This window comes from Blastococcus sp. URHD0036 (assembly GCF_000701365.1).
In the GTDB taxonomy this organism is placed as follows: Bacteria; Actinomycetota; Actinomycetes; order Mycobacteriales; family Geodermatophilaceae; genus Trujillonella.
The window spans coordinates 194708-212869 of sequence record NZ_JNIK01000001.1 but is presented as its reverse complement, the minus strand read 5'-3'; the positions used below and the strand labels follow the sequence as shown (position 1 = coordinate 212869).

At 73.4% G+C, this 18162-nt stretch carries 17 protein-coding genes; 4 read left to right on the top strand and 13 right to left on the bottom strand.

Annotation, left to right across the window (positions count from 1 at the left end; translation table 11 throughout):
• Window positions 1-16: 16 nt before the first annotated feature.
• The 5 genes from N555_RS0101075 to N555_RS0101055 all read right to left on the bottom strand — a co-directional run bounded on the left by N555_RS0101075 (window position 17) and on the right by N555_RS0101055 (window position 4016).
• On the bottom strand, window positions 17-817 hold the full coding sequence (locus tag N555_RS0101075; RefSeq protein ID WP_029429656.1) for an ABC transporter permease: 801 nt from the start codon (window positions 815-817) through the stop codon (window positions 17-19).
• A complete protein-coding gene (locus N555_RS0101070; protein ID WP_029429655.1) occupies window positions 814-1752 on the bottom strand; it encodes an ABC transporter ATP-binding protein in 939 nt (312 codons plus the stop codon). The genes N555_RS0101075 and N555_RS0101070 overlap by 4 nt, the downstream gene beginning before the upstream one ends.
• Before the next feature lie 122 nt (window positions 1753-1874).
• On the bottom strand, window positions 1875-3278 hold the full coding sequence (locus tag N555_RS0101065; RefSeq protein WP_029429654.1) for a glycine--tRNA ligase: 1404 nt from the start codon (window positions 3276-3278) through the stop codon (window positions 1875-1877).
• A 74-nt stretch (window positions 3279-3352) separates the two neighbouring features.
• On the bottom strand, window positions 3353-3727 hold the full coding sequence (locus tag N555_RS0101060) for an HNH endonuclease (RefSeq protein WP_034508131.1): 375 nt from the start codon (window positions 3725-3727) through the stop codon (window positions 3353-3355).
• Between the two features lie 25 nt (window positions 3728-3752).
• Window positions 3753-4016, bottom strand: a complete 264-nt coding sequence (locus tag N555_RS0101055; protein ID WP_231502553.1) for an antibiotic biosynthesis monooxygenase — start codon at window positions 4014-4016, stop codon at window positions 3753-3755.
• Window positions 4017-4108: 92 nt separating this feature from the next.
• On the opposite strand from N555_RS0101055, the gene N555_RS0101050 reads away from it, so the two are divergent.
• A complete protein-coding gene (locus N555_RS0101050) occupies window positions 4109-4510 on the top strand; it encodes a Fur family transcriptional regulator (RefSeq protein ID WP_029429651.1) in 402 nt (133 codons plus the stop codon).
• A gap of 30 nt (window positions 4511-4540) precedes the next feature.
• On the opposite strand, the gene N555_RS26475 is transcribed toward N555_RS0101050, so the two are convergent.
• Window positions 4541-5338, bottom strand: a complete 798-nt coding sequence (locus tag N555_RS26475) for a collagen-like triple helix repeat-containing protein (RefSeq protein ID WP_029429650.1) — start codon at window positions 5336-5338, stop codon at window positions 4541-4543.
• A 301-nt stretch (window positions 5339-5639) separates the two neighbouring features.
• On the opposite strand from N555_RS26475, the gene N555_RS28125 reads away from it, so the two are divergent.
• Both N555_RS28125 and N555_RS0101030 read left to right on the top strand, forming a co-directional pair.
• Window positions 5640-7571, top strand: coding sequence for a serine/threonine-protein kinase (locus tag N555_RS28125; RefSeq protein ID WP_051683514.1), 1932 nt, complete (start codon window positions 5640-5642; stop codon window positions 7569-7571).
• 119 nt (window positions 7572-7690) lie between these two features.
• Window positions 7691-8800, top strand: a complete 1110-nt coding sequence (locus N555_RS0101030; protein WP_029429648.1) for a protein kinase family protein — start codon at window positions 7691-7693, stop codon at window positions 8798-8800.
• Here the strand turns inward: N555_RS0101030 and N555_RS0101025 are convergent.
• Entirely contained in the window at window positions 8787-9641 is an 855-nt protein-coding gene (locus N555_RS0101025; protein ID WP_034508128.1) for a protein kinase domain-containing protein, read from the bottom strand. The two genes, N555_RS0101030 and N555_RS0101025, sit on opposite strands and share 14 nt — an antisense overlap.
• Before the next feature lie 278 nt (window positions 9642-9919).
• Between N555_RS0101025 and N555_RS0101020 the strand changes: the two genes are divergently transcribed.
• A complete protein-coding gene (locus tag N555_RS0101020) occupies window positions 9920-12025 on the top strand; it encodes a cation:proton antiporter domain-containing protein (RefSeq protein ID WP_197028863.1) in 2106 nt (701 codons plus the stop codon).
• A 39-nt stretch (window positions 12026-12064) separates the two neighbouring features.
• On the opposite strand, the gene N555_RS26470 is transcribed toward N555_RS0101020, so the two are convergent.
• The 6 genes from N555_RS26470 to era form a co-directional block, all read right to left on the bottom strand.
• Window positions 12065-13537 (bottom strand): FHA domain-containing protein, encoded by a 1473-nt coding sequence (locus tag N555_RS26470; RefSeq protein WP_051683513.1) that lies wholly within the window; start codon window positions 13535-13537, stop codon window positions 12065-12067.
• Window positions 13537-13971 carry a hypothetical protein gene (locus N555_RS0101010; RefSeq protein WP_029429644.1) on the bottom strand — a complete coding sequence of 145 codons (435 nt, stop codon included), beginning with the start codon at window positions 13969-13971 and terminating at the stop codon, window positions 13537-13539. Before N555_RS0101010 ends, N555_RS26470 begins: the two co-directional genes overlap by 1 nt.
• 45 nt (window positions 13972-14016) lie before the next feature.
• Window positions 14017-15543 (bottom strand): hypothetical protein, encoded by a 1527-nt coding sequence (locus tag N555_RS0101005; protein ID WP_051683512.1) that lies wholly within the window; start codon window positions 15541-15543, stop codon window positions 14017-14019.
• Window positions 15544-15652: 109 nt separating this feature from the next.
• Window positions 15653-16432, bottom strand: coding sequence for an isoprenyl transferase (locus tag N555_RS0101000; RefSeq protein ID WP_197028862.1), 780 nt, complete (start codon window positions 16430-16432; stop codon window positions 15653-15655).
• Window positions 16429-17175: a DNA repair protein RecO gene (gene recO, locus N555_RS0100995; protein WP_029429641.1), complete on the bottom strand. Its 747-nt coding sequence runs from the start codon at window positions 17173-17175 to the stop codon at window positions 16429-16431. Before recO ends, N555_RS0101000 begins: the two co-directional genes overlap by 4 nt.
• Window positions 17172-18086, bottom strand: coding sequence for a GTPase Era (gene era / locus N555_RS0100990; RefSeq protein ID WP_029429640.1), 915 nt, complete (start codon window positions 18084-18086; stop codon window positions 17172-17174). The genes recO and era overlap by 4 nt, the downstream gene beginning before the upstream one ends.
• Window positions 18087-18162: the final 76 nt, after the last annotated feature.

The following is an 18162-nucleotide window of genomic DNA, read 5'->3' as shown; positions in this document are numbered from 1 at the left end:
TGTGACTCCCCCGCCCTCAGACGCGGGCGGTGTCGCGGCGGAACCGCCACACCGCGCCGGCGGCGAACAGCGCCGTCCAGACGACGACGTTCGCGATGGCGGCGACGTCGACGCCGGTGTCCAGCAGCGCGGCGCGGGCCAGCACCCCGACCCCGTAGGCGGGGGTGAACTTCGCGACGTCCTGCAGGGTGTGGTTCAGCTGGTCGAGCGGGACGAAGATCCCGCCCATCAGGGCCAGCAGCGCCAGCACCGGGCCGAGCAGCTGCATCACGTTCTCCGACGGCACCAGGTACCCGATGAACAGCCCGAACGCGGCGAAGACGATCGCGCCGAGCCAGGCGACGAGCGCGCTGACCACCCACACCCAGCCGGGCATGTGCGCAGCGCCGGTGACCAGCCCGACGACGTTGACGATGGCCACCGAGAGCGCGCCCACCACCATCGCGGTGAGCACCTTCGTGACCATGTAGGCGACCGGGTTGAGCGGGGTCAGCCGCAGCTGCCGCGACCAGCCCAGCGCCCGCTCCACGGCCACCGAGGCGCCCGCGCTGGTGTTGGCGAGCATCGAGCCGTAGACCGCGAAGCTGATCACCAGGTAGGCCGACACGTTGCCGCGGCCGGCGCTGTCGGTCCTGTAGGCCTCGCTCAGCCCGCCGAACAGCAGGTAGAACGCCGGCGGCATGACCAGGGTGAAGACCATCGTCCGGCGGTTCCGCAGCAGCCGGCGCACCTCCAGCCGCAGGAAGGTCAGCGAGAAGCCGCCCAGGGGTGGGACGCGGCGGTCGGCGAGCGCGGCGGAGGGGACTGCGGCGGTCATGACGGGGCTCCGGGGGTGGTGAGGGCGAGGAAGGCGTCCTCCAGGCCGCGCGAGGTGATCTGCAGGTCACGGGCCGGGGTGGTGGTGAGCAGGTGGCGGGCGACGGCATCGGAGTCGGCGGCGCGCACCAGCACCGTGTCGCCGCGCAGCTCGACGTCCTCCACGCCGCGGAGGGCGCGCAACGCGACCGCCTCCGGCGTGCTGATGCCCGCCCAGGTGGCGGTGACCAGCCGGCCCGCCGTCCGGGCCTTGATCTCGGCCGCGGTGCCGTCGGCGACCACCCGCCCTCCGCTGACCAGCACGATCCGGTCGGCGTAGGCGTCGGCCTCGTCGAGGTAGTGGGTGGCGAAGACGACGGTGCGACCGCGCTCGGCGTCGGCGCGGATGGCGTTCCAGAACTCGCGCCGGCCCTCGACGTCCATGCCGGTCGTGGGCTCATCGAGGACGATCAGCTCGGGCTCGGGCAGCAGGGCCATCGCGAACCGGAGCCGCTGCTGCTCACCGCCGGAGCACTGGGCCACCCGCCGGCCGGCCTTCTCGGTCAGGCCGGCCCGCTCGAGCACCTCGGCGACCGGTCGGGTGTGCGCGAACAGCGCCGCGGTCAACTCGACGGTCTCGGCGACCGTGAGGTCCTTCAGAAGGCCGCCGCTCTGCATGACCGCGGTGACCAGCCCGTGGGCCACGGCGCTGCGAGGAGAGGTCCCGAACACCTCGACGGTGCCGGCGTCGGGCCGCGACAGCCCCAGCATCATGTCGATGGTCGAGGTCTTGCCGGCGCCGTTGGGGCCGAGGACGGCGACGATCTCACCGGGCTGGATGGTCAGGTCCAGGCCGTCGACGGCGGTGACCGTGCCGAAGCGCTTGGTCAGTCCGCGCAGCGCGACGGCGGGGGCGCGGGTCGCCGCCGTCGCCTCGCGGGGGGTGGTCTGCGTCATGCCCTCAGCGTCGGGCGCCGGGGCCGCCCGCTCCTCGGCCGCGCATCACGACCTGCCCATGACACCCGTCACGGGTGCCGGAGGAGATCCGTGGGCGTGACGCCCACGGATCTCCTCCGCGCTCAGCAGCCGGGGAGGCGGGCGCCGAGGTAGGCCGGCACCTGGTCGAGGGCCACCCGCTCCTGGCTCATCGAGTCCCGCTCGCGGATGGTCACCGCCTGGTCCTCGAGGGTGTCGAAGTCGACGGTGATGCAGAACGGCGTCCCGACCTCGTCCTGCCGGCGGTACCGGCGGCCGATGGCCCCGGCGTCGTCGAAGTCGACGTTCCAGTTCCGCCGCAGCGCGGTGGCCAGGTCCCGCGCCTTCGGCGAGAGGTCGGCGTTGCGCGACAGCGGGAGGACGGCGGCCTTGACCGGCGCCAGCCGCGGGTCGAGCTTGAGGACCGTGCGGGTGTCGACGCCGCCCTTGGCGTTGGGCGCCTCGTCCTCGCTGTAGGCCTCGACGAGGAACGCCATCAGCGAGCGGGTGAGGCCGGCGGCCGGCTCGATCACGTACGGCGTCCATCGGGTGTTGCTGCCCTGGTCGAAGTACGACAGGTCGGTGCCCGAGTGCTCGGTGTGGGTCTTCAGGTCGAAGTCGGTGCGGTTGGCGATGCCCTCGAGCTCGCCCCACTCCGACCCCTGGAAGCCGAACCGGTACTCGATGTCGACGGTGCGCTTCGAGTAGTGGCTCAGCTTCTCCTTCGGGTGCTCGAAGTGCCGCAGGTTGTCCCGGGAGATGCCGAGGTCGGTGTACCAGTCGGTGCGCTGGTCGATCCAGTACTGGTGCCAGGTCTCGTCGGTGCCGGGCTCGACGAAGAACTCCATCTCCATCTGCTCGAACTCGCGGGTCCGGAAGATGAAGTTGCCCGGGGTGATCTCGTTGCGGAACGACTTGCCGATCTGGCCGATGCCGAACGGCGGCTTCTTGCGCGCGGCGCCCATCACGTTCGCGAAGTTCACGAAGATGCCCTGCGCGGTCTCCGGGCGCAGGTAGTGCAGCCCCGACTCGTCCTCGACCGGGCCCAGGTAGGTCTTCAGCATCATGTTGAAGTCGCGCGGCTCGGTCCACGCGCCCTTCGTGCCGCAGTTCGGGCAGGTGATGTCGGCCAGGCCGTTCTCCGGAGCCCGGCCCTTGCGCTCCTGGAACTCCTCCTCGAGGTGGTCAGCCCGGAAGCGCTTGTGGCAGTGCTGGCACTCGGTCAGCGGGTCGGTGAAGACGCCGACGTGCCCGGAGGCGACCCAGGTCTGGCGCGGCAGGATCACCGACGAGTCCAGGCCGACGATGTCGTCACGGCTCTGGACGACGGTCCGCCACCACTGCTTCTTGATGTTCTCCTTGAGCTCGACGCCCAGGGGCCCGTAGTCCCAGGCGGAGCGGGTGCCGCCGTAGATCTCACCGGAGGGGAAGACGAACCCCCGGCGCTTGCAGAGGTTGACCACCTTGTCGAGGCGGGCGGGGTCGTGCTTGGTCGGGCTCTCGGCCACGGGCTCTCAGGCTCCATCCGGCTGGCGGTCGGCGGTTGACCCGCCCACGGTAGTCGGCTCGCCCGGCGGCCCCGTCAGTCGGGAAGCGCGACGGACGGCGCCGCGGTCGGCACAGCCGTCAGGGCCATCCGGATCTCGGCCTGCCGGACGAGGAACGCCCGCTCGTCCAGCCGCTTGCGCCGGAGCCAGCCCGTCACCTCGTCGTTGCACTTGCTGGCGTTGCACGACGCGCACGCCGGCACGACGTTGTCGACCGTGTACCGCCCACCACGGGAGATCGGCAGGACGCAGTCCCGCTGCAGGGCTGTCCCGGCGGCGCCGCAGTACGCGCAGCCGCCCCACTCGTGCTGCAGCGCGGCCCACTGGAACGGGGAGAGGTCGTGCTCGACGGCGTCCATGCGGCGCTTCCGGCGGCGGGCGTACCGGGCGGTGCGGGTGCGGCTGGCCACGGCCCGACCGTAGGTGCTCGGGCCCTCAGTCGGCGGCGTAGACACCCGGTTCGTCGACGGCGTGCACCCACACCGGCGCACCGGCGATCTTGACCTCGGCCGCGGACAGCGCCCGTCGGTAGGCGCCCACGCCGTCCCACATGCTGACCAGCGCCCACAGCCCCGGCTCCTCGGCGGCCTCCCCGGCGTACCCGTCGCGGAAGCCGGGCCGGGCGCCGAGGGCCGACAGCAGGGCGGCCACCGCCCCGGGGAAGTCCTCGGTGCCGGCGGGCACCCGCAGTCGGGTCACGACGAACACCTGCCACCCCCTCGCGGCCGCCGGGCGGGGCCGGCGGCATCGTCGCAGACCGGGCCGGCGGGCGGGCCTGTCACCATGGAGGCATGGCCCGCAGCACCCGGCAGCGCGAGGCGGTCCGCGCCGCGTTCGCCGACCTCGAGGGGTTCGTCAGCGCCCAGGAGGTGCACGCCCGGCTCCGGACGGCCGGCGACGGCGTCGGGCTGTCGACGGTGTACCGCGCCGTGCAGTCGCTGGCCGACGACGGCGAGCTGGACACCCTGCGCACCGACTCCGGCGAGCTGCGCTACCGCCGGTGCAGCACCCAGCACCACCACCACCTGGTGTGCCGGACGTGCGGACGCACCGTGGAGGTCGCCGGCCCGGCGGTCGAGCGCTGGGCCGACCGGGTGGCCGGCGAGCACGGCTTCGCCGACGTCAGCCACACGCTGGAGATCTTCGGCACCTGCGCGACCTGCCGCGCCGCGGGCGACCGCGCCGCCGGCTGAGCACCCCGGCCGGCCGCCCGCGACCGGCGGTCAGGGCAGCGAGAGGTCCGCGACCAGCAGGTCCTCGTCGACGTAGACGACGACGGTCGACTCGGTGCTCGCCGTCGACACCGCGACCGTGATGGCCTCCAGGCCGCTGGCCTCGTCGTACTCGATGCTGACCAGTTCGGCGTTGGCGATCTCCTCGTTGCCCAGTGCCCGCTCGTAGAACACCGCCACGAAGAACTCGCCGGGGGCGACGCCGTTCTCGGCGGCCTGCTGCTCCACCACCGTCCGGAGGTCCGTGGCGGACAGCTCGAGCGCGTAGTCGCCGTCGCCCTCGACGAGGGCCTCCAGGAAGGTCTCCGCGACGTCGGTCGAGCCGGCGATCTGCTCGTCCCCGGAGGTGTCGTCCGGCTCGTCCATCGGCACCTGGGCGCCGGTGGGGAGGTCCACGTCGGTGTCGACGTCCTGCCCGGACATGTCGTCAGCAGCGGCCGACGCCGTCGCGCTGGGAGGCGAGGCGGTCGAGCTGTCGTCCGAGTCGTCGTCGGACAGCAGGACGAAGAGCAGGACGCCGACGCCGGCGACCACCACCACCGCGAGGGTGATCAGCCAGGGCAGCAGGCTCTTCTTCTTCGGCGGGCCGCCGTACCCACCCGGGCCGAACCCACCGCCGGGCGCGCCGTACTGGCCCGGCTGGCCGTACTGGCCCGGCTGGCCGTACTGACCGGGCTGCCCGTACTGACCGGGCTGCCCGTACTGACCGGGCTGCCCGTACTGACCGGGCTGCGCGGGCTGCCCGGGCGCGCCGTACTGGCTGCCGTACGGACCTGGGGGTTGGCTCATCGTCTTCTCTCATCCGACCGGGCCGGACGGGCGGCCCGGCGCGAGCAGCAAGGTAGCCACGCGCGCGACACCTCGCCTACCGCTTCTCACACGGACGGTGTCACAGCTGCGTCACGAACACCCGCCGCACCGCACGAGCGGGGGCCGGAACGGTCAGTCTGGGCCCATCGTCGCGGCCGGGTGCCTGGTCGGGGTCCCGGTGCGTCCTTACACTCCGCCGACGACCGCATCCCGGCGCCGGACGGACGGCCCGGCGCGCCTCGACCGATCGGGCAGCGGCACACGGAGGGGACCTCAGCACGTGGATCTGGAGCAGTTCGGCCCGTACCGGATCGAGGCCCTGCTCGGCCGTGGCGGGATGGGCGAGGTCTACCGGGCCTTCGACACCGACCACCAACGCGTCGTCGCACTGAAGGTCCTCTCCGAGGGGCTGGCCTCCGACGCGGGTTACCGCGAGCGGTTCCGTCGCGAGGCGCACCTGGCGGCCCGCCTCAACGAGCCCCACATCGTCCCGATCCACCGGTACGGCGAGATCGACGGCCGGCTGTTCCTCGACATGCGCCTCGTGCCCGGCCGGGACGTCGCCGCCGTCCTGGCCGAGGAGGGCGCGATGGCCCCGGCCCGCGCCGTCTCCATCGTCAGCCAGACCGCCCGCGCGCTGGACTCCGCGCACGGCGACGGGCTGGTGCACCGCGACGTCAAGCCGTCCAACATCCTGGTCACCGGCGACGCCGACGACGAGTTCGTGTACCTGGTCGACTTCGGCATCGCCCGGTCCACCACGGACGCCGCCGGCCCCTCGCTCACCCAGACCGGCGCCGCCCTGGGGTCCTTCGACTACATGGCGCCGGAGCGCTTCCTCGAGAAGCCGATCGACAAGCGGGTCGACGTCTACGCGCTGGCCTGCGTGCTCTTCGAGTCCCTCACCGCACGCCGGCCCTTCACCGGTGACGGGCTGGCCACCCTGATGTACGCCCACCTCAACACCGAGGCGGCGGCGCCCTCGACGCTGCGCCCCGGGCTCCCGCGGCAGCTCGACGCGGTGGTGGCGAAGGGCCTGTCCAAGGACCCCGAGCAGCGCTACTCCAGCTGCGGGGAGCTGGCCGCCGCGGCACGGGCGGCGCTGCGGGAGTCCGGCGGCGCGCCCGTTGTCATCCCCGCGGCTCCGCCGACGACCGTGACCCCGGTGCGACCGCAGACCGTGGGCTTCTCCGACCCCGGCCCGCGCGGGTACGGGCCGCCGTCCTCCCCGGGTACGGGCGGATACGGGCCGCCGTCCTCCCCCGGCACCGGCGCCTACGGACCGCCCCCGTCTCCCGGCACCGGCGGGTACGGACCGTCGTCCTCCCCCGGCCCGGGCGGATACGGGCCGCCGTCCTCCCCCGGCCCGGGCGGATACGGGCCGCCGTCCTCCCCCGGCCCCGGTGGGTACGGGCCGCCGGCCGCCGCTGCCGCGTACGGCCAGGCGTCCAACCCCGGGCCCTCCGGCTACCCGCCCTCCGGCTCCACCTACGGCCCCGGCGGCCCGGCCGGTCCGGGTGGCCCGACGGGGGGCGGCGGCTTCGGCGGTGCCTCCCCCTCCGGCGGCCGACGGCCCAACCGCCTCCCGTGGGTGCTCGGCGCCGTGGCCCTGGTCGCCGTGCTGGCCGTCGTGCTCGTCATCGTGCTGGTGGGCGGCGGCGGGGACGACGACGTCGCCGACCCCACGCCGACCCCGACCACGACCGCTCCCACGACGACCCCGCCGACCACGACCACGGCGCCGCCGGAGGACGACCCGGAGGAGACCCTGCGGGCGATCCTGCCGGGCGGCTTCGACGAGGACGACTGCGACACCGGCGGTCCGACGGTCGACGGCGCTCTCGCCGTCCTCGACTGCGGACCGTCGCTGGAGCAGCCCGGCCCGACCGCCGGGAGCTTCTACCTCTACGAAGAGGAGAACGCGCTCGACCAGGTCTTCCTCGCCGACATGGGCCGCAACGGGATCACCCCGCTGCCCGACGGCGTGCTCTGCCCGGACGCGCAGGGGTACGGCTACTACACGATCGAGGAGGAGCGGGCCGGGCGGCTCGCGTGCTACATCGACGACGAGCAGAACGCGATCATCGTCTGGACGCAGGACAACGTCGGCGCCGAGGGGCTGATCGGCATCTCCGGAGGCGGGCAGGAGGGCCTCGTGACCCTCATGGAGTGGTGGACCGAGCAGTCGAACAGCGACTTCGTGGAGAACTGAGTCCGGCCTGCCGGACAGCGCGCGGCGAGGCCCGCCGCGTGGCGTGCGGGACGGGTGACGGCGGCAGTGCGAACCTGGGGTCGACCATGCCCGAGCCACGCCAGGAGGAACGTCAGCACGTGGACGGCGAACAGAGCGGCCCCGACCTCGCCGCCCTCCTGGCCGCGCAGGGACCGCTGGAGCCGGCCCGGGCCGTCGCGACCGTCGGCCGGCTCGCCCCCCTCCTCGACGCCGAGGCCGGCCGGGGCGCCGTCCGCGAGATCACGCCGTCGGACGTGCTGCTCAGCGGGGACGACGTCCGCCTCGCCGAACCCGCTCCGGGAGCGACGACGGCGGGCGGCGACCGACCCGACGTCGCGGCGCTGGCCCGCGTGCTGTTCGAGTCCCTGACCGGCCGGTCCCCGGTGGCCGGGGACCCCACGCCTCCCTCGGCGGTCCGTCCCGGGCTCCCGGCCGAGCTCGACCCGGTCGTGCTGCGCGGGCTGGAGGGTGGATACCCGTCGTGCGGTGAGCTCGCCGCCGCGGCGGCGGCCGCGCTGCCGGCCGCCGCCGCACCCGCCCCGGCCGACGGCGACCAGGCGGAGGGCCCGTCGCGCACCGGACGGCTGCCGGTCCTGCTGGGTGCCGTCGCCGTGCTCGCCGTCCTGGCGGTCGTCCTGGTGCTCGTGCTCACCGGCGGTTCCGACGGCGAGCCGGACGCGCCCGCGGCCGGGACCACCACGACGTCGGCGCCGACCACCGCCCCCTTGGCGGCAGACCAGACCGACGACCCCGCGCAGGCCCAGTTGCGGGCGATCATCCCCGACGACTGGATCAACGTGGACTGCGACCAGGGGGTCCTCCCCGACGACGGGGCGATCGCCGCCCTCGGCTGCGGGGCCGGCCGCTCGGAGAAGTCCCCCGAGGACTCGGTCTTCTACCTGTACCCCGACGCCGCGACGCTCGACGCGGTCTTCCTGGCCGACATGGAGCGCAACGGCGTCCCCCCGTTCCCGGCGGGTGGCGAGTGCCCGGCCGTGGACGGCTACGGCACCTACGAGATCGACGACGAGCCGGCCGGCCGGATCGGCTGCTTCGTCACCGAGGACAACGACGGGATCCTCGTCTGGACCCGGGACGCCGGCTCCGTCGAGGGCCTGGTCACCGTGATGGACGGCGGCCGGGTCGGCCTCCAGGTCCTCTACGACTGGTGGGTCCAGCAGGAGCTGAGCGACTTCATCCTGCCGTGACGCCCGGCTCGGCGAGCGCCGCGGCGGCCATCGCGTCCAGCCGGTGCGCGACCGCCTCGGCCGTGGCCGGCCGCTGCCCGACGGGCGCCAGGCAGTCGCTGACCAGCGCGGCCTCCTCGTTCGTGAGGCCGGGGGCCAGGGCCGGCTCGGCGCTCATCACCCGGCGGATGGCCAGCAGCGGTTCGCTGTCGGGCAGCTCGCCGTAGAGCCCGTTGCCGGTCAGCGCGCGGTGCAGCGTGGCACCGAGTGCGAACACCTCCGTGGCGCGCGAGGGCCGGTCGCCGCGCAGCAGCGCCGGGTCCAGGAACTCCACCGACGCCGCACTGGCCATCCCGGTGAGGGTGACGCCCGGCGTGAGGAAGCGGGCGAGACCCAGGTCGGAGAGCTTGCCGCCGCCGTCGGTCAGCAGGATGTTGGCGGGCTTGACGTCCCCGTGGGTGAGCCCCGCCTCGTGCAGCGCGTGCATCGCGTGCGCGGCGTGCGCGACGGCCCGCAGCACCTCGCCGCGGCTGAGCGGCCGCGCCGGCGCGGCCAGCGAGCCGAGCGGGCAGTACTCCATGGCGTACAGGAAGCTGTCCTGCAGGACGGCGTCGTAGACGCGCACCAGGTACGGCGAGGTGACCTGGGCGAAGGCGCGGAGCTCGCGCACACCGCGCTCGTAGGCCTGCTCGCTGTGGGTGCCGGTGAACACCTTGACCGCGACGTACTCGTCGGGCAGCCCGAGCCGGGCCGGCGGCCGGGCCAGGTAGAAGCGGCCGTTGTTGCCCTCCCCGAGGACCCGGATCACCTGGTAGTCCGCGATGGTGGCGGGCGCGGGTCCCGCCAGGCCGACGGCATCCATGCAAGTTCCTCCTGGAGCTGTGGTGCTCCCGGCCGCGCCGGGGCGCCGCCCGTGCGGCAGCGGGTCAGTGTGCCCGGGCCCGGCCCGTCCGGGAAGGCGATCCTCCCTGGCAACGGTGCCGGTTCCCGTCGCGCGTGAGACCACCACAGCAGGCGGCCCGACGGCTACCATCCGCGCCCGGTGCTCGCCTGCTGCGGCGGAGCCGGGCCGCAACGGCCGTCCTCGTTCCTCCCCACGGAATCCGGCAGCCACGGACCGTGCGACCTCGCGGAGCCGCTGTGGACCACGACATCGCCGAGATCACCGCCTACGTCTTCATCGACCTGGCGGTCATCATGGTGGTAGCGCGACTCATGGGCCGGCTGGCCGTCAAGGCCGGTCAGCCCGCGGTGATGGGCGAGATCATCGCCGGCATCCTGCTCGGCCCGACGCTGCTGGGGGCGCTGCCCGGCGATCTGGACACCAAGCTGTTCCCGCCGGACGTCCGGCCCTACCTCACCGTGCTGGCCCAGCTCGGCCTGGTGCTGTTCATGTTCCTGGTCGGTCTGGAGGCCGACCTGTCGTTCATCCGCGGCCGGGAGAGGATCGCGGTCTCGGTGTCGGTGGCCTCGATCGTCCTGCCGTTCAGTCTCGGGTTGCTGCTGGCCACCTACCTGCACACCAACCACGATCTGTTCACCCGGGCCGACGGCACGACCGAGCCGGTCACGTTCGCCGGGTTCGCGCTGTTCCTCGGTGTGGCGATGTCCATCACGGCGTTCCCGGTGCTGGCGCGCATCCTCGCCGAACGGGGCATGCACCGGATCCCCACCGGGGTGCTCGCGCTGGCGTGCGCAGCCGTGGACGACGTCTTCGCGTGGGCGCTGCTCGCGGTCGTGGTCGCCGTGGTCGCGGCCGGGTCGGTCAGCGGCGTCTTCCTCATCCTGCTCTGGTCGGTGGTCTTCGCGCTGGTGATGTTCCTGGTCGTCAAGCCGCTGCTCAGGGTGCTGGTGACCCGGTACGAGCGCCTGGGGCAGCTGACGCCGGAGATGCTCGCCGTGGTCCTCATCGGCATCCTCGCCAGCGCCTGGGTCACCGAGGAGATCGGCATCCACTTCATCTTCGGCGCGTTCGTCTTCGGCATCGTGATGCCGCGGAAGGGCGCGGCCCAGCTCAACCACGAGGTCATCGACCGGCTCGAACAGGTCAGCGTGCTTCTCCTGCTCCCGGTGTTCTTCGTGGTGACCGGACTCGGCGTGGACATCGGCGCCATCGACCTGACCGGCCTCGGCGAGCTCGCGCTGATCCTGCTGGTGGCCATCTCGGGCAAGTTCCTCGGCGCGTTCGGCGCCGCGCGGGCGCAGAAGGTCCCGCGCCGGCAGGCGACCGCCCTCGGCGTCCTGATGAACACCAGGGGTCTGACCGAGCTGGTCATCCTGAACATCGGGCGGCAGCAGGAGGTCCTCGACGACACGATGTTCACCCTCATGGTGATCATGGCGGTGGTCACCACGCTGATGACCTCGCCGCTGCTGCACGTCGTGTACCCGACCCGCGTGCTCGATCGGGACATCGCGGCGGCCGAGCGGGCGGCCATGGGCCTGGTGGACGCCTACACGGTGGTGGTCCTGGTCGAGGACCCGGACGAGGACGCACCGCTCGTGGCACTCGCCTGCGAGCTGGTCGGCCGCGAGACCCCCGCCCAGGTGGTCGTGACGCGCGTCGTCCGGCGGTCCCGGCCGAAGCCGGAGGTGGCCAGCGGACTGGGGGCCGACCTCATGCTCATGGCCTCCTCCGCGGACGAGCTGCGGAAGCTCGCCGCCCAGGTCGAGGCCCGCGGTCTCAAGGCCTCGGTCGCGTCCCGCTTCAGCGACGACCCGTGGGCAGAGGTCGCCGACCTCGCCGCCAGCTCCGCCGCGGACGTCGTGCTGGTGCGCCGCGGCTGGGGCGTGCCCGAGGGCTCGACCGACACGGCGCCGTGGCCGGCCACGCTGCAGGGCACGGTCGTCGTCGTCAGCGGGGAGCTGGGCGAGCCGGGCCTGAGCCCCCACGGCCCGGTCTCGGTCGTCCAGGACGGCGACGCCAACGGCCGCGCGGCGCTGCGGCTGGCCGCCCAGGCCTCCCTGGGCCGTGCGGTGCCGTTGCAGCTGCAGGCCGGGGACGGCCGACGGGCGGAGCGGCGCGCGGCCGGGGTGGGCGAGACGCTGCGCCGGGCCGGTGTCACGGTCGCGGGGGACGACGAGCCGGACACCCTGCCCTCGCTCGTGGTGGCGCCCGCCGGTCTGCCGGTCCCCGCGTCCGCAGAGCTCACGCCGGTCCTCGTCGTGCACGCCGGACCCGCCGACAGCGACCGCGACCTCGACGAGACGCTGGCCAGCATCAGCGGGAGCGGGCAGCTGGGCTGACCGGCCGCCGGTACGGCCCCGGCCGGGGCCGTACCGGCGCTAGCTGCCGTGCGGGGACTCGAAGGTGAACTGCCGGCCCCCCAGGCGCACGGTCATGCCGCGCGTCAACTGCACCGGCTGGCCGGGGATGAGCGCGGTCCAGGCGAGCTCGCCACGACGGGCGAACAGGGTGCCGTTGGCCGACCCGATGTCGGTCAGGACGACGTCCCAGCCCTCCAGCCGGATCTCCGCGTGGTGCCGGCTCACACCGCCGGTCTGGTCGACGACGAGCAGCGGCCGGTGCGCTCCACCGGTCACCCGCTGGTCGGTCTCCGGCTCACGACCGAGCAGGTAGTCCGCGTCCAGGCTCACCGTCGCGCCGTTGTCGAACACCAGCAGGCCCAGGGGTGGCCGCACGCCCTCGACGAACACCGCGGTCTGCTGCGTCGTGCGGATGCCGCACTGGGCGCAGAACAGGACCCGCGGGTCGTTGAGGTGGCCGTTCTTGCACAGGATCCCGGACACCTTGGGGCGGGTGTCGCCCTCCTCCGTGGCCAGGGCCGCGGGCGGCGGCTCCTCGGTGACCACCGGCAGCGGTGGCCGGGGCGGCTCCACCTCGTCCGGCGAGGGCGGCTGCAGGAACGACACCGCCCGGGCCGGCGGTGGCAGCTCGACGGGGGCGGGCGGGACCACCGGCGCCGGCTCCGGGGCCGCGGGCGCACCATGGTCGTGTCCGGAGTCCGCGTCGTGGTCGTGCCGGTGCTCCCCCTCGTGGGAGTGCACCGGCGGTGGCACGGGCGGCGTGCTCACGCGGCCCGTCGTCGGCGTGGCCGGCAGCCGGACGAGGACGGTGCCACTGGTCACCGGCGTGGCCGGCGCCGTCGGGGTGCCCGGCACCGGAGCCGGCGACAGCAGCGCCGCCGCGCCCGGCACGACCCCGGCCTCGAGGTCGGCCAGCGGGTGCGGATCCGGACCGCCCGTCGCACCGACGGACAGCCGCAGCGCCGCGGGGGGCCAGTCCACCAGCCGGTCCAGGTACGCCCGACCGTCCGACAGCGGGTCCTCGCCCTGACCGCTGGTGAGCCGCAGGCCGAGCTCCGGGACCTCGGCGAGGCCGTCGCCCAGGAGGGCGAGCGCCAGGCCCTCCTCCGTGGCCGAGGCCACCGCGAACGACGGCACCCCGTCCGCCGTGGCAAGCCACGCACGCAGCTCCTCGTGCAGCCGCCGTCCCGGTGCCCGACGTCCGGCGTCGGACACCCGGCGGCACAGGCCGATCAGCTCACCCAGCCGGCGGTCCCCGGCCGGCCGCACGGCGGCCTCGGCCGCCGGCGCGGCGCCCCAGCCGCCGAGTCCGCTGCTCGCTGCGGGGGCCGGCCCGGTCGTCCCGGCCACGGCCACGACGAGCACGACGCCGGGGAGCCGGACGACGAGGTCCTCACCGGGCAGGACGGCGACCCCGACCTGGTCGAACGGGGGGACCCCGACGGACGGCGGGGCAGCGGCGGGCACGGTCCGGACCACGGGCGACGTCATCAGACGAGCCTCCCGCCGTTGATCCGCCAGTGGATGAAGGGCACGCGCATGGGGCCGTTGGCGACCAGCCAGACGAGCAGCCAGGTGGTCGTGAAGGCGATGACGAACGCGGGGCCGGCGATCCCGTCGCTCCACGGGATGGCCCCGCCGGCGAACAGGAACCAGACCAGCAGACCCTCGGGGATCCCGGTGAGGAAGCCGAAGAGCGTGGGCCAGTCCTTCTCCCACCGGAACTGCTGGATGAGGTGGTAGAGCAGCTCCCACAGCACGCCGAGCACCGTGGTGACGAGCAGGACGGAGAACGTGGCGGCGTAGGAGGCGCCGATGCCGGCACCGGTCGGCAGGATCGGGGTGATGATCAGGAGCCAGAGGCCGCCGACCACGACCAGGAGGAAGATCCGGGTCTGGATGCGGCCGCTGAGGGTGGGGAGCACGGGTTCTCTCTCGGTCGTCGCGGAGGTCGGGCGGAGTGCGGTCGATCAGATCTGCCTGTTGCGGACCCACTTCCACCACTGGCTGGTCGAGCGCCCGGGCCCGAGCTTCCGCGCGAAGCCCTGCTTGATCAGGTCGTCGGCGATCTCCTGGGCGGCGATCTGCAGTCCGAAGAAGGTGTCCACCCCGGGGAACGGACCGCCGAGGGTGGCGCTGCCGGAGGCGTAGATCTTGCCGCCGTTCTGCGTCCCGAGGAGCTCGAAATTGGTACCCACGTCGAGCCGGCCGACGGGGTTGCGGCCGGCTCCCGAGTGGTCGAGCAGGTCCGCGAGCACCCGGTGCTCGCGGATGTCGGCCTCCAGGCCGGTGCAGTCCAGGACGAAGTCGAAGGTGCCGAGCTGCGGACCCTGGTCGCTGCTGACGGCCACCTCGACGAGGTCACCGACCGGCCGCATGTTGTCGATCTGCCCGATCATCACGCGGTACCAGCCCTCGCGGCGACCCCGGTCGAGCTGCTCGAGCCAGTCGTTGCGGAACGGGGTGTTGGTGCCGCCCATCTCCTTGTAGAGCCGGGCCCGCTCCTCGCCGTGACTGGTGCGCACCTGCTGCTTGAGCTGGCCTCCCCACACGGACTTGGGGTAGTTGAAGCCCTGGTAGGCCCAGCCGTCGGCGCCCTTGCGGCGCTTGAAGAGACCCGTGCCGTGCGGCTTGTCGATGTAGGTGCGGAACAGGTGCACGATCTGCGTCTGCAGACCGCGCTGGTCCCGGTCGTCGATCAGCCGCTGCAGCACCCGCGAGGCGACGATGCCGCCACCGCGGATGAGGACGGTCACGGGGCGCTTGTGGGCCCGCTCGTACAGGTGCTCGTGCGGCTCGTAGGCGTTGACCACCTTGGCGAAGTCGTTGTGCTCCTGCCGGTACTTCTGCAGGTCGGGCAGGAACTTCAGGCCCGGGTAGCCGACGGCGACGTGCACCCACTGGCTGCGGTAGGCGATCCGGCGGGTGGGGGCCGCGCCCTCCGGCGGGGTGAGGATCGTGAAGTACCCGCCGCCGACCCGGCGCCGCACCATGCGGACCTGGCCGTGCACGACCATCTCCTGGTACCGGATCCGGTGCATCTCGCGTTCCATGGACGTGAACGCGTGGCCGGCCTTCGGCGTGTAGTACCGCGTGAAGATGGGCTCGAGGAAGACGTTCCACCACTGCTTGGGCCCCTCGCGGAAGGCGTAGCTCGGGAAGCCCCAGATGTTGTCCGGCGTGGAGGCCGAGTCCGACCGCAGCCGCTCGGTGCGGGGCACCTGCGAGACCGTCGTCAGGTACTCGTAGCTCTCCCACGGCGTCTTGAGCGGCGTGAGGACACGTATCGCGCTCGTGGGGACGCCGCAGATCCGTAGGTAGTCCGCCGTCACGAACGACCCGATGCCGCCACCGAAGGTGACGAAGGGGACGTCGATGATCGGGATGCCGGCCTCGGCCAGCATCTGGTCGGTCCAGAAGTCGGTGGCGACCAGCTGGTCGTTCAGGTCGCCGACTCGCGTCGGGCGGGCATGCTGCTGCTGCGCGATGTCGCTCACGGGGGTGGTTCCGTCCTCGTCCGTCCGGGGAGCCGCCACTGTCGGGGGACCCCGCCGTCCGTGTCAACCGGATCCGCCCTCCCACCTGCGTGGGAGATCGCAGACCGCGTCAGGCCGAGCCGAAGCGGCGCTGCCGGGAGGCGTACTCCTCGCAGGCGGCCCACAGGTGCCGGCGGTCGAAGTCCGGCCACAGGGTGTCGAGGAAGACGAACTCGGCGTAGGCCGACTGCCAGAGCAGGAAGTTGCTCGTGCGGTTCTCCCCCGAGCTGCGCACGAAGAGGTCGACGTCGGGCATGTCGGGCTCGTCGAGGTACCGGGCGACGGTGGCCTCGGTGACCTTGCCCGGGTCGAGCCGGCCGGCGGCGACGTCACGGGCGATCGCGGCGGCGGCGTCGGCGATCTCGGCCCGGCCGCCGTAGTTGACGCACATGGTCAGGGTCAGGACGTCGTTGTCCTTCGTGAGCTCCTCGGCGACCTCGAGCTCCGTGATGACGCTGCGCCACAGCCGCGGGCGGCGGCCGGCCCAGCGGACCCGGACGCCGAGCTCGTGCATCTCGTCGCGGCGACGGCGGATGACGTCGCGGTTGAAGCCCATGAGGAAGCGCACCTCCTCGGGGCTGCGCCGCCAGTTCTCGGTGGAGAACGCGTAGGCGCTGATCGCCGTGATGCCGAGCTCGATGGCACCCTCGACGCAGTCGAACAGGGAGGCCTCGCCGGCCTCGTGCCCGGCGGTGCGGGGCAGGCCGCGCTGCTTGGCCCACCGCCCGTTGCCGTCCATCACGATCGCGACGTGGCCGGGGACCTTGTCCGCGGGGATGTCGGGCGGGCGGACGCCGGAGGGATGCGGATTCGGCGCCCTGACCACCCGCCGCGTCGGTGGCCGCCTCACGAGCGCTCCACCAGGGCCAGCGACCGCAGGCCGCGCTCCAGGTGCCACTGCAGCAGGGCGGCGACCAGGCCGCTGCCCTCCTTGCGCGGAGCGGCCTCGCTGGCCTCGGCCCGCGCCCAGTCCCCCGACAGCAGCGCCTCGAGCAGCTCGATCGTCACCCGGCTCGGCATGGCCGAGCCGGTCGGGCGGCAGTCCCGGCAGACCGAACCGCCGGCGGGCACGGAGAAGTGCCGGTGCGGACCGTCCTCGCCGCAGCGGGCGCAGGCGGTCAGCGCCGGCTCCCAACCGGCCACCGACATCGCGCGGAGCAGGAACGCGTCGAGCACCAGCGGCGCGGGGTGGGTGCGCTCGGCCAGCGACCGCAGCGCGCCGATGACGAGCAGGAACATCCGCAGGGACGGCTCCTTCTCCTCCGCGGTGAGCCGGTCGGCGGTCTCCAGGACGGCGGTGCCGGCGGTGTAGGCCGGGTAGTCGGCGGCGATCGCCTGGCCGTACGCGCGGATCGACTCCGCCTGGCTGACGACGTCGAGGTTGCGGCCGGTGTAGAGCTGCAGGTCCACGTGGCTGAACGGCTCGAGCCGCGCGCCGAACTTGCTCTTGGTCCGGCGCACGCCCTTGGCCACCGCGCGGACCTTGCCGTGCCGGCGGGTGAGGACCGTGACGATCCGGTCGGCCTCGCCCAGCTTCTGGGTGCGCAGGACGACGCCCTCGTCGCGGTACAGCGACTGCGGAACGGTGCTCAATAGCCCAGCCGGTTCAGCTTCTTGGGGTCGTCCTGCCACTCCCCCAGCACGGTCACGTGCAGGTCGAGGTGCACCCGGCCGCCGAGCAGCGTCTCCAGGCCCACCCGCGCCTCGCTGCCGATGGCCTTGATCGTCTGCCCGCCCTTGCCCAGCAGCATCGGCTTCTGGCTCGGCCGCTCGACGTGCAGGAGCGCGTGGATCTCGGTGAAGACGGCGTCGGCGTCCCGCGGGTCGGGCTTGCGGATGATCTCCTCGACGCTGACCGCGAGGGAGTGCGGCACCTCCTGGCGGACCTTCTCCAGCGCCGCCTCGCGCACCAGCTCGGCGATCTGCCGCTCCACGTCGTCGTCGGTGGTCTGCTCCTCCGGGTACAGCGGCGGCCCCTCCGGGAGCATCCCGATGAGCAGGTCGGCCAGCAGCTCCACCTGGTCGCCGGCCACGGCGCTCACCGGCACCACCTCCCGGGCCTCGACGAGCTGGCTGGCCGCGACGAGCTGGGCGGTGATGGCCTTCTTGCTGGCGGCGTCGGTCTTGGTGACGACCAGGACGACCGGCGTGGACACGGCCTTCAGCTGCCGGGCGATGTAGGCGTCGCCGGAGCCGACGGGCTGGTCGGCGGGGATGCAGAACACGATCACGTCGACGTCGGAGAGCGTGTCGCGGACGACGTCGTTGAGCCGCTGGCCGAGCAGGCTCTTGGGCTTGTGCAGACCAGGGGTGTCGACGAGGACCAGTTGCCCGTCCGGCCGGTGCACGACGCCGCGGATGGCGTGCCGGGTGGTCTGCGGCCGGTTGCTGACGATGCCGACCTTCTCGCCGACCAGCGCGTTGGTCAGCGTGGTCTTGCCGGCGTTGGGGCGGCCGACGAGCGCGGCGAACCCGCTGCGGTGCGGTTTCTCCGGCGTGGTCACGCGCTCAGTCTCCCACCCGGGGCCGACAGGGCCTCGGTCGCCGGCGCCGCGTGGTCGACCTCTCGGACGCTCGTGC

What these genes read in the sequence shown, in the direction of transcription:
- N555_RS26470 (WP_051683513.1), bottom strand. Translation starts at nt 13,537, where the DNA reads ATGACGTCGCCCGTGGTCCGGACCGTGCCCGCCGCTGCCCCGCCGTCC.
- N555_RS0101050 (WP_029429651.1), top strand. Translation starts at nt 4,109, where the DNA reads ATGGCCCGCAGCACCCGGCAGCGCGAGGCGGTCCGCGCCGCGTTCGCC.
- N555_RS0101025 (WP_034508128.1), bottom strand. Translation starts at nt 9,641, where the DNA reads ATGGATGCCGTCGGCCTGGCGGGACCCGCGCCCGCCACCATCGCGGAC.
- N555_RS0101075 (WP_029429656.1), bottom strand. Translation starts at nt 817, where the DNA reads ATGACCGCCGCAGTCCCCTCCGCCGCGCTCGCCGACCGCCGCGTCCCA.
- N555_RS26475 (WP_029429650.1), bottom strand. Translation starts at nt 5,338, where the DNA reads ATGAGCCAACCCCCAGGTCCGTACGGCAGCCAGTACGGCGCGCCCGGG.
- N555_RS0101070 (WP_029429655.1), bottom strand. Translation starts at nt 1,752, where the DNA reads ATGACGCAGACCACCCCCCGCGAGGCGACGGCGGCGACCCGCGCCCCC.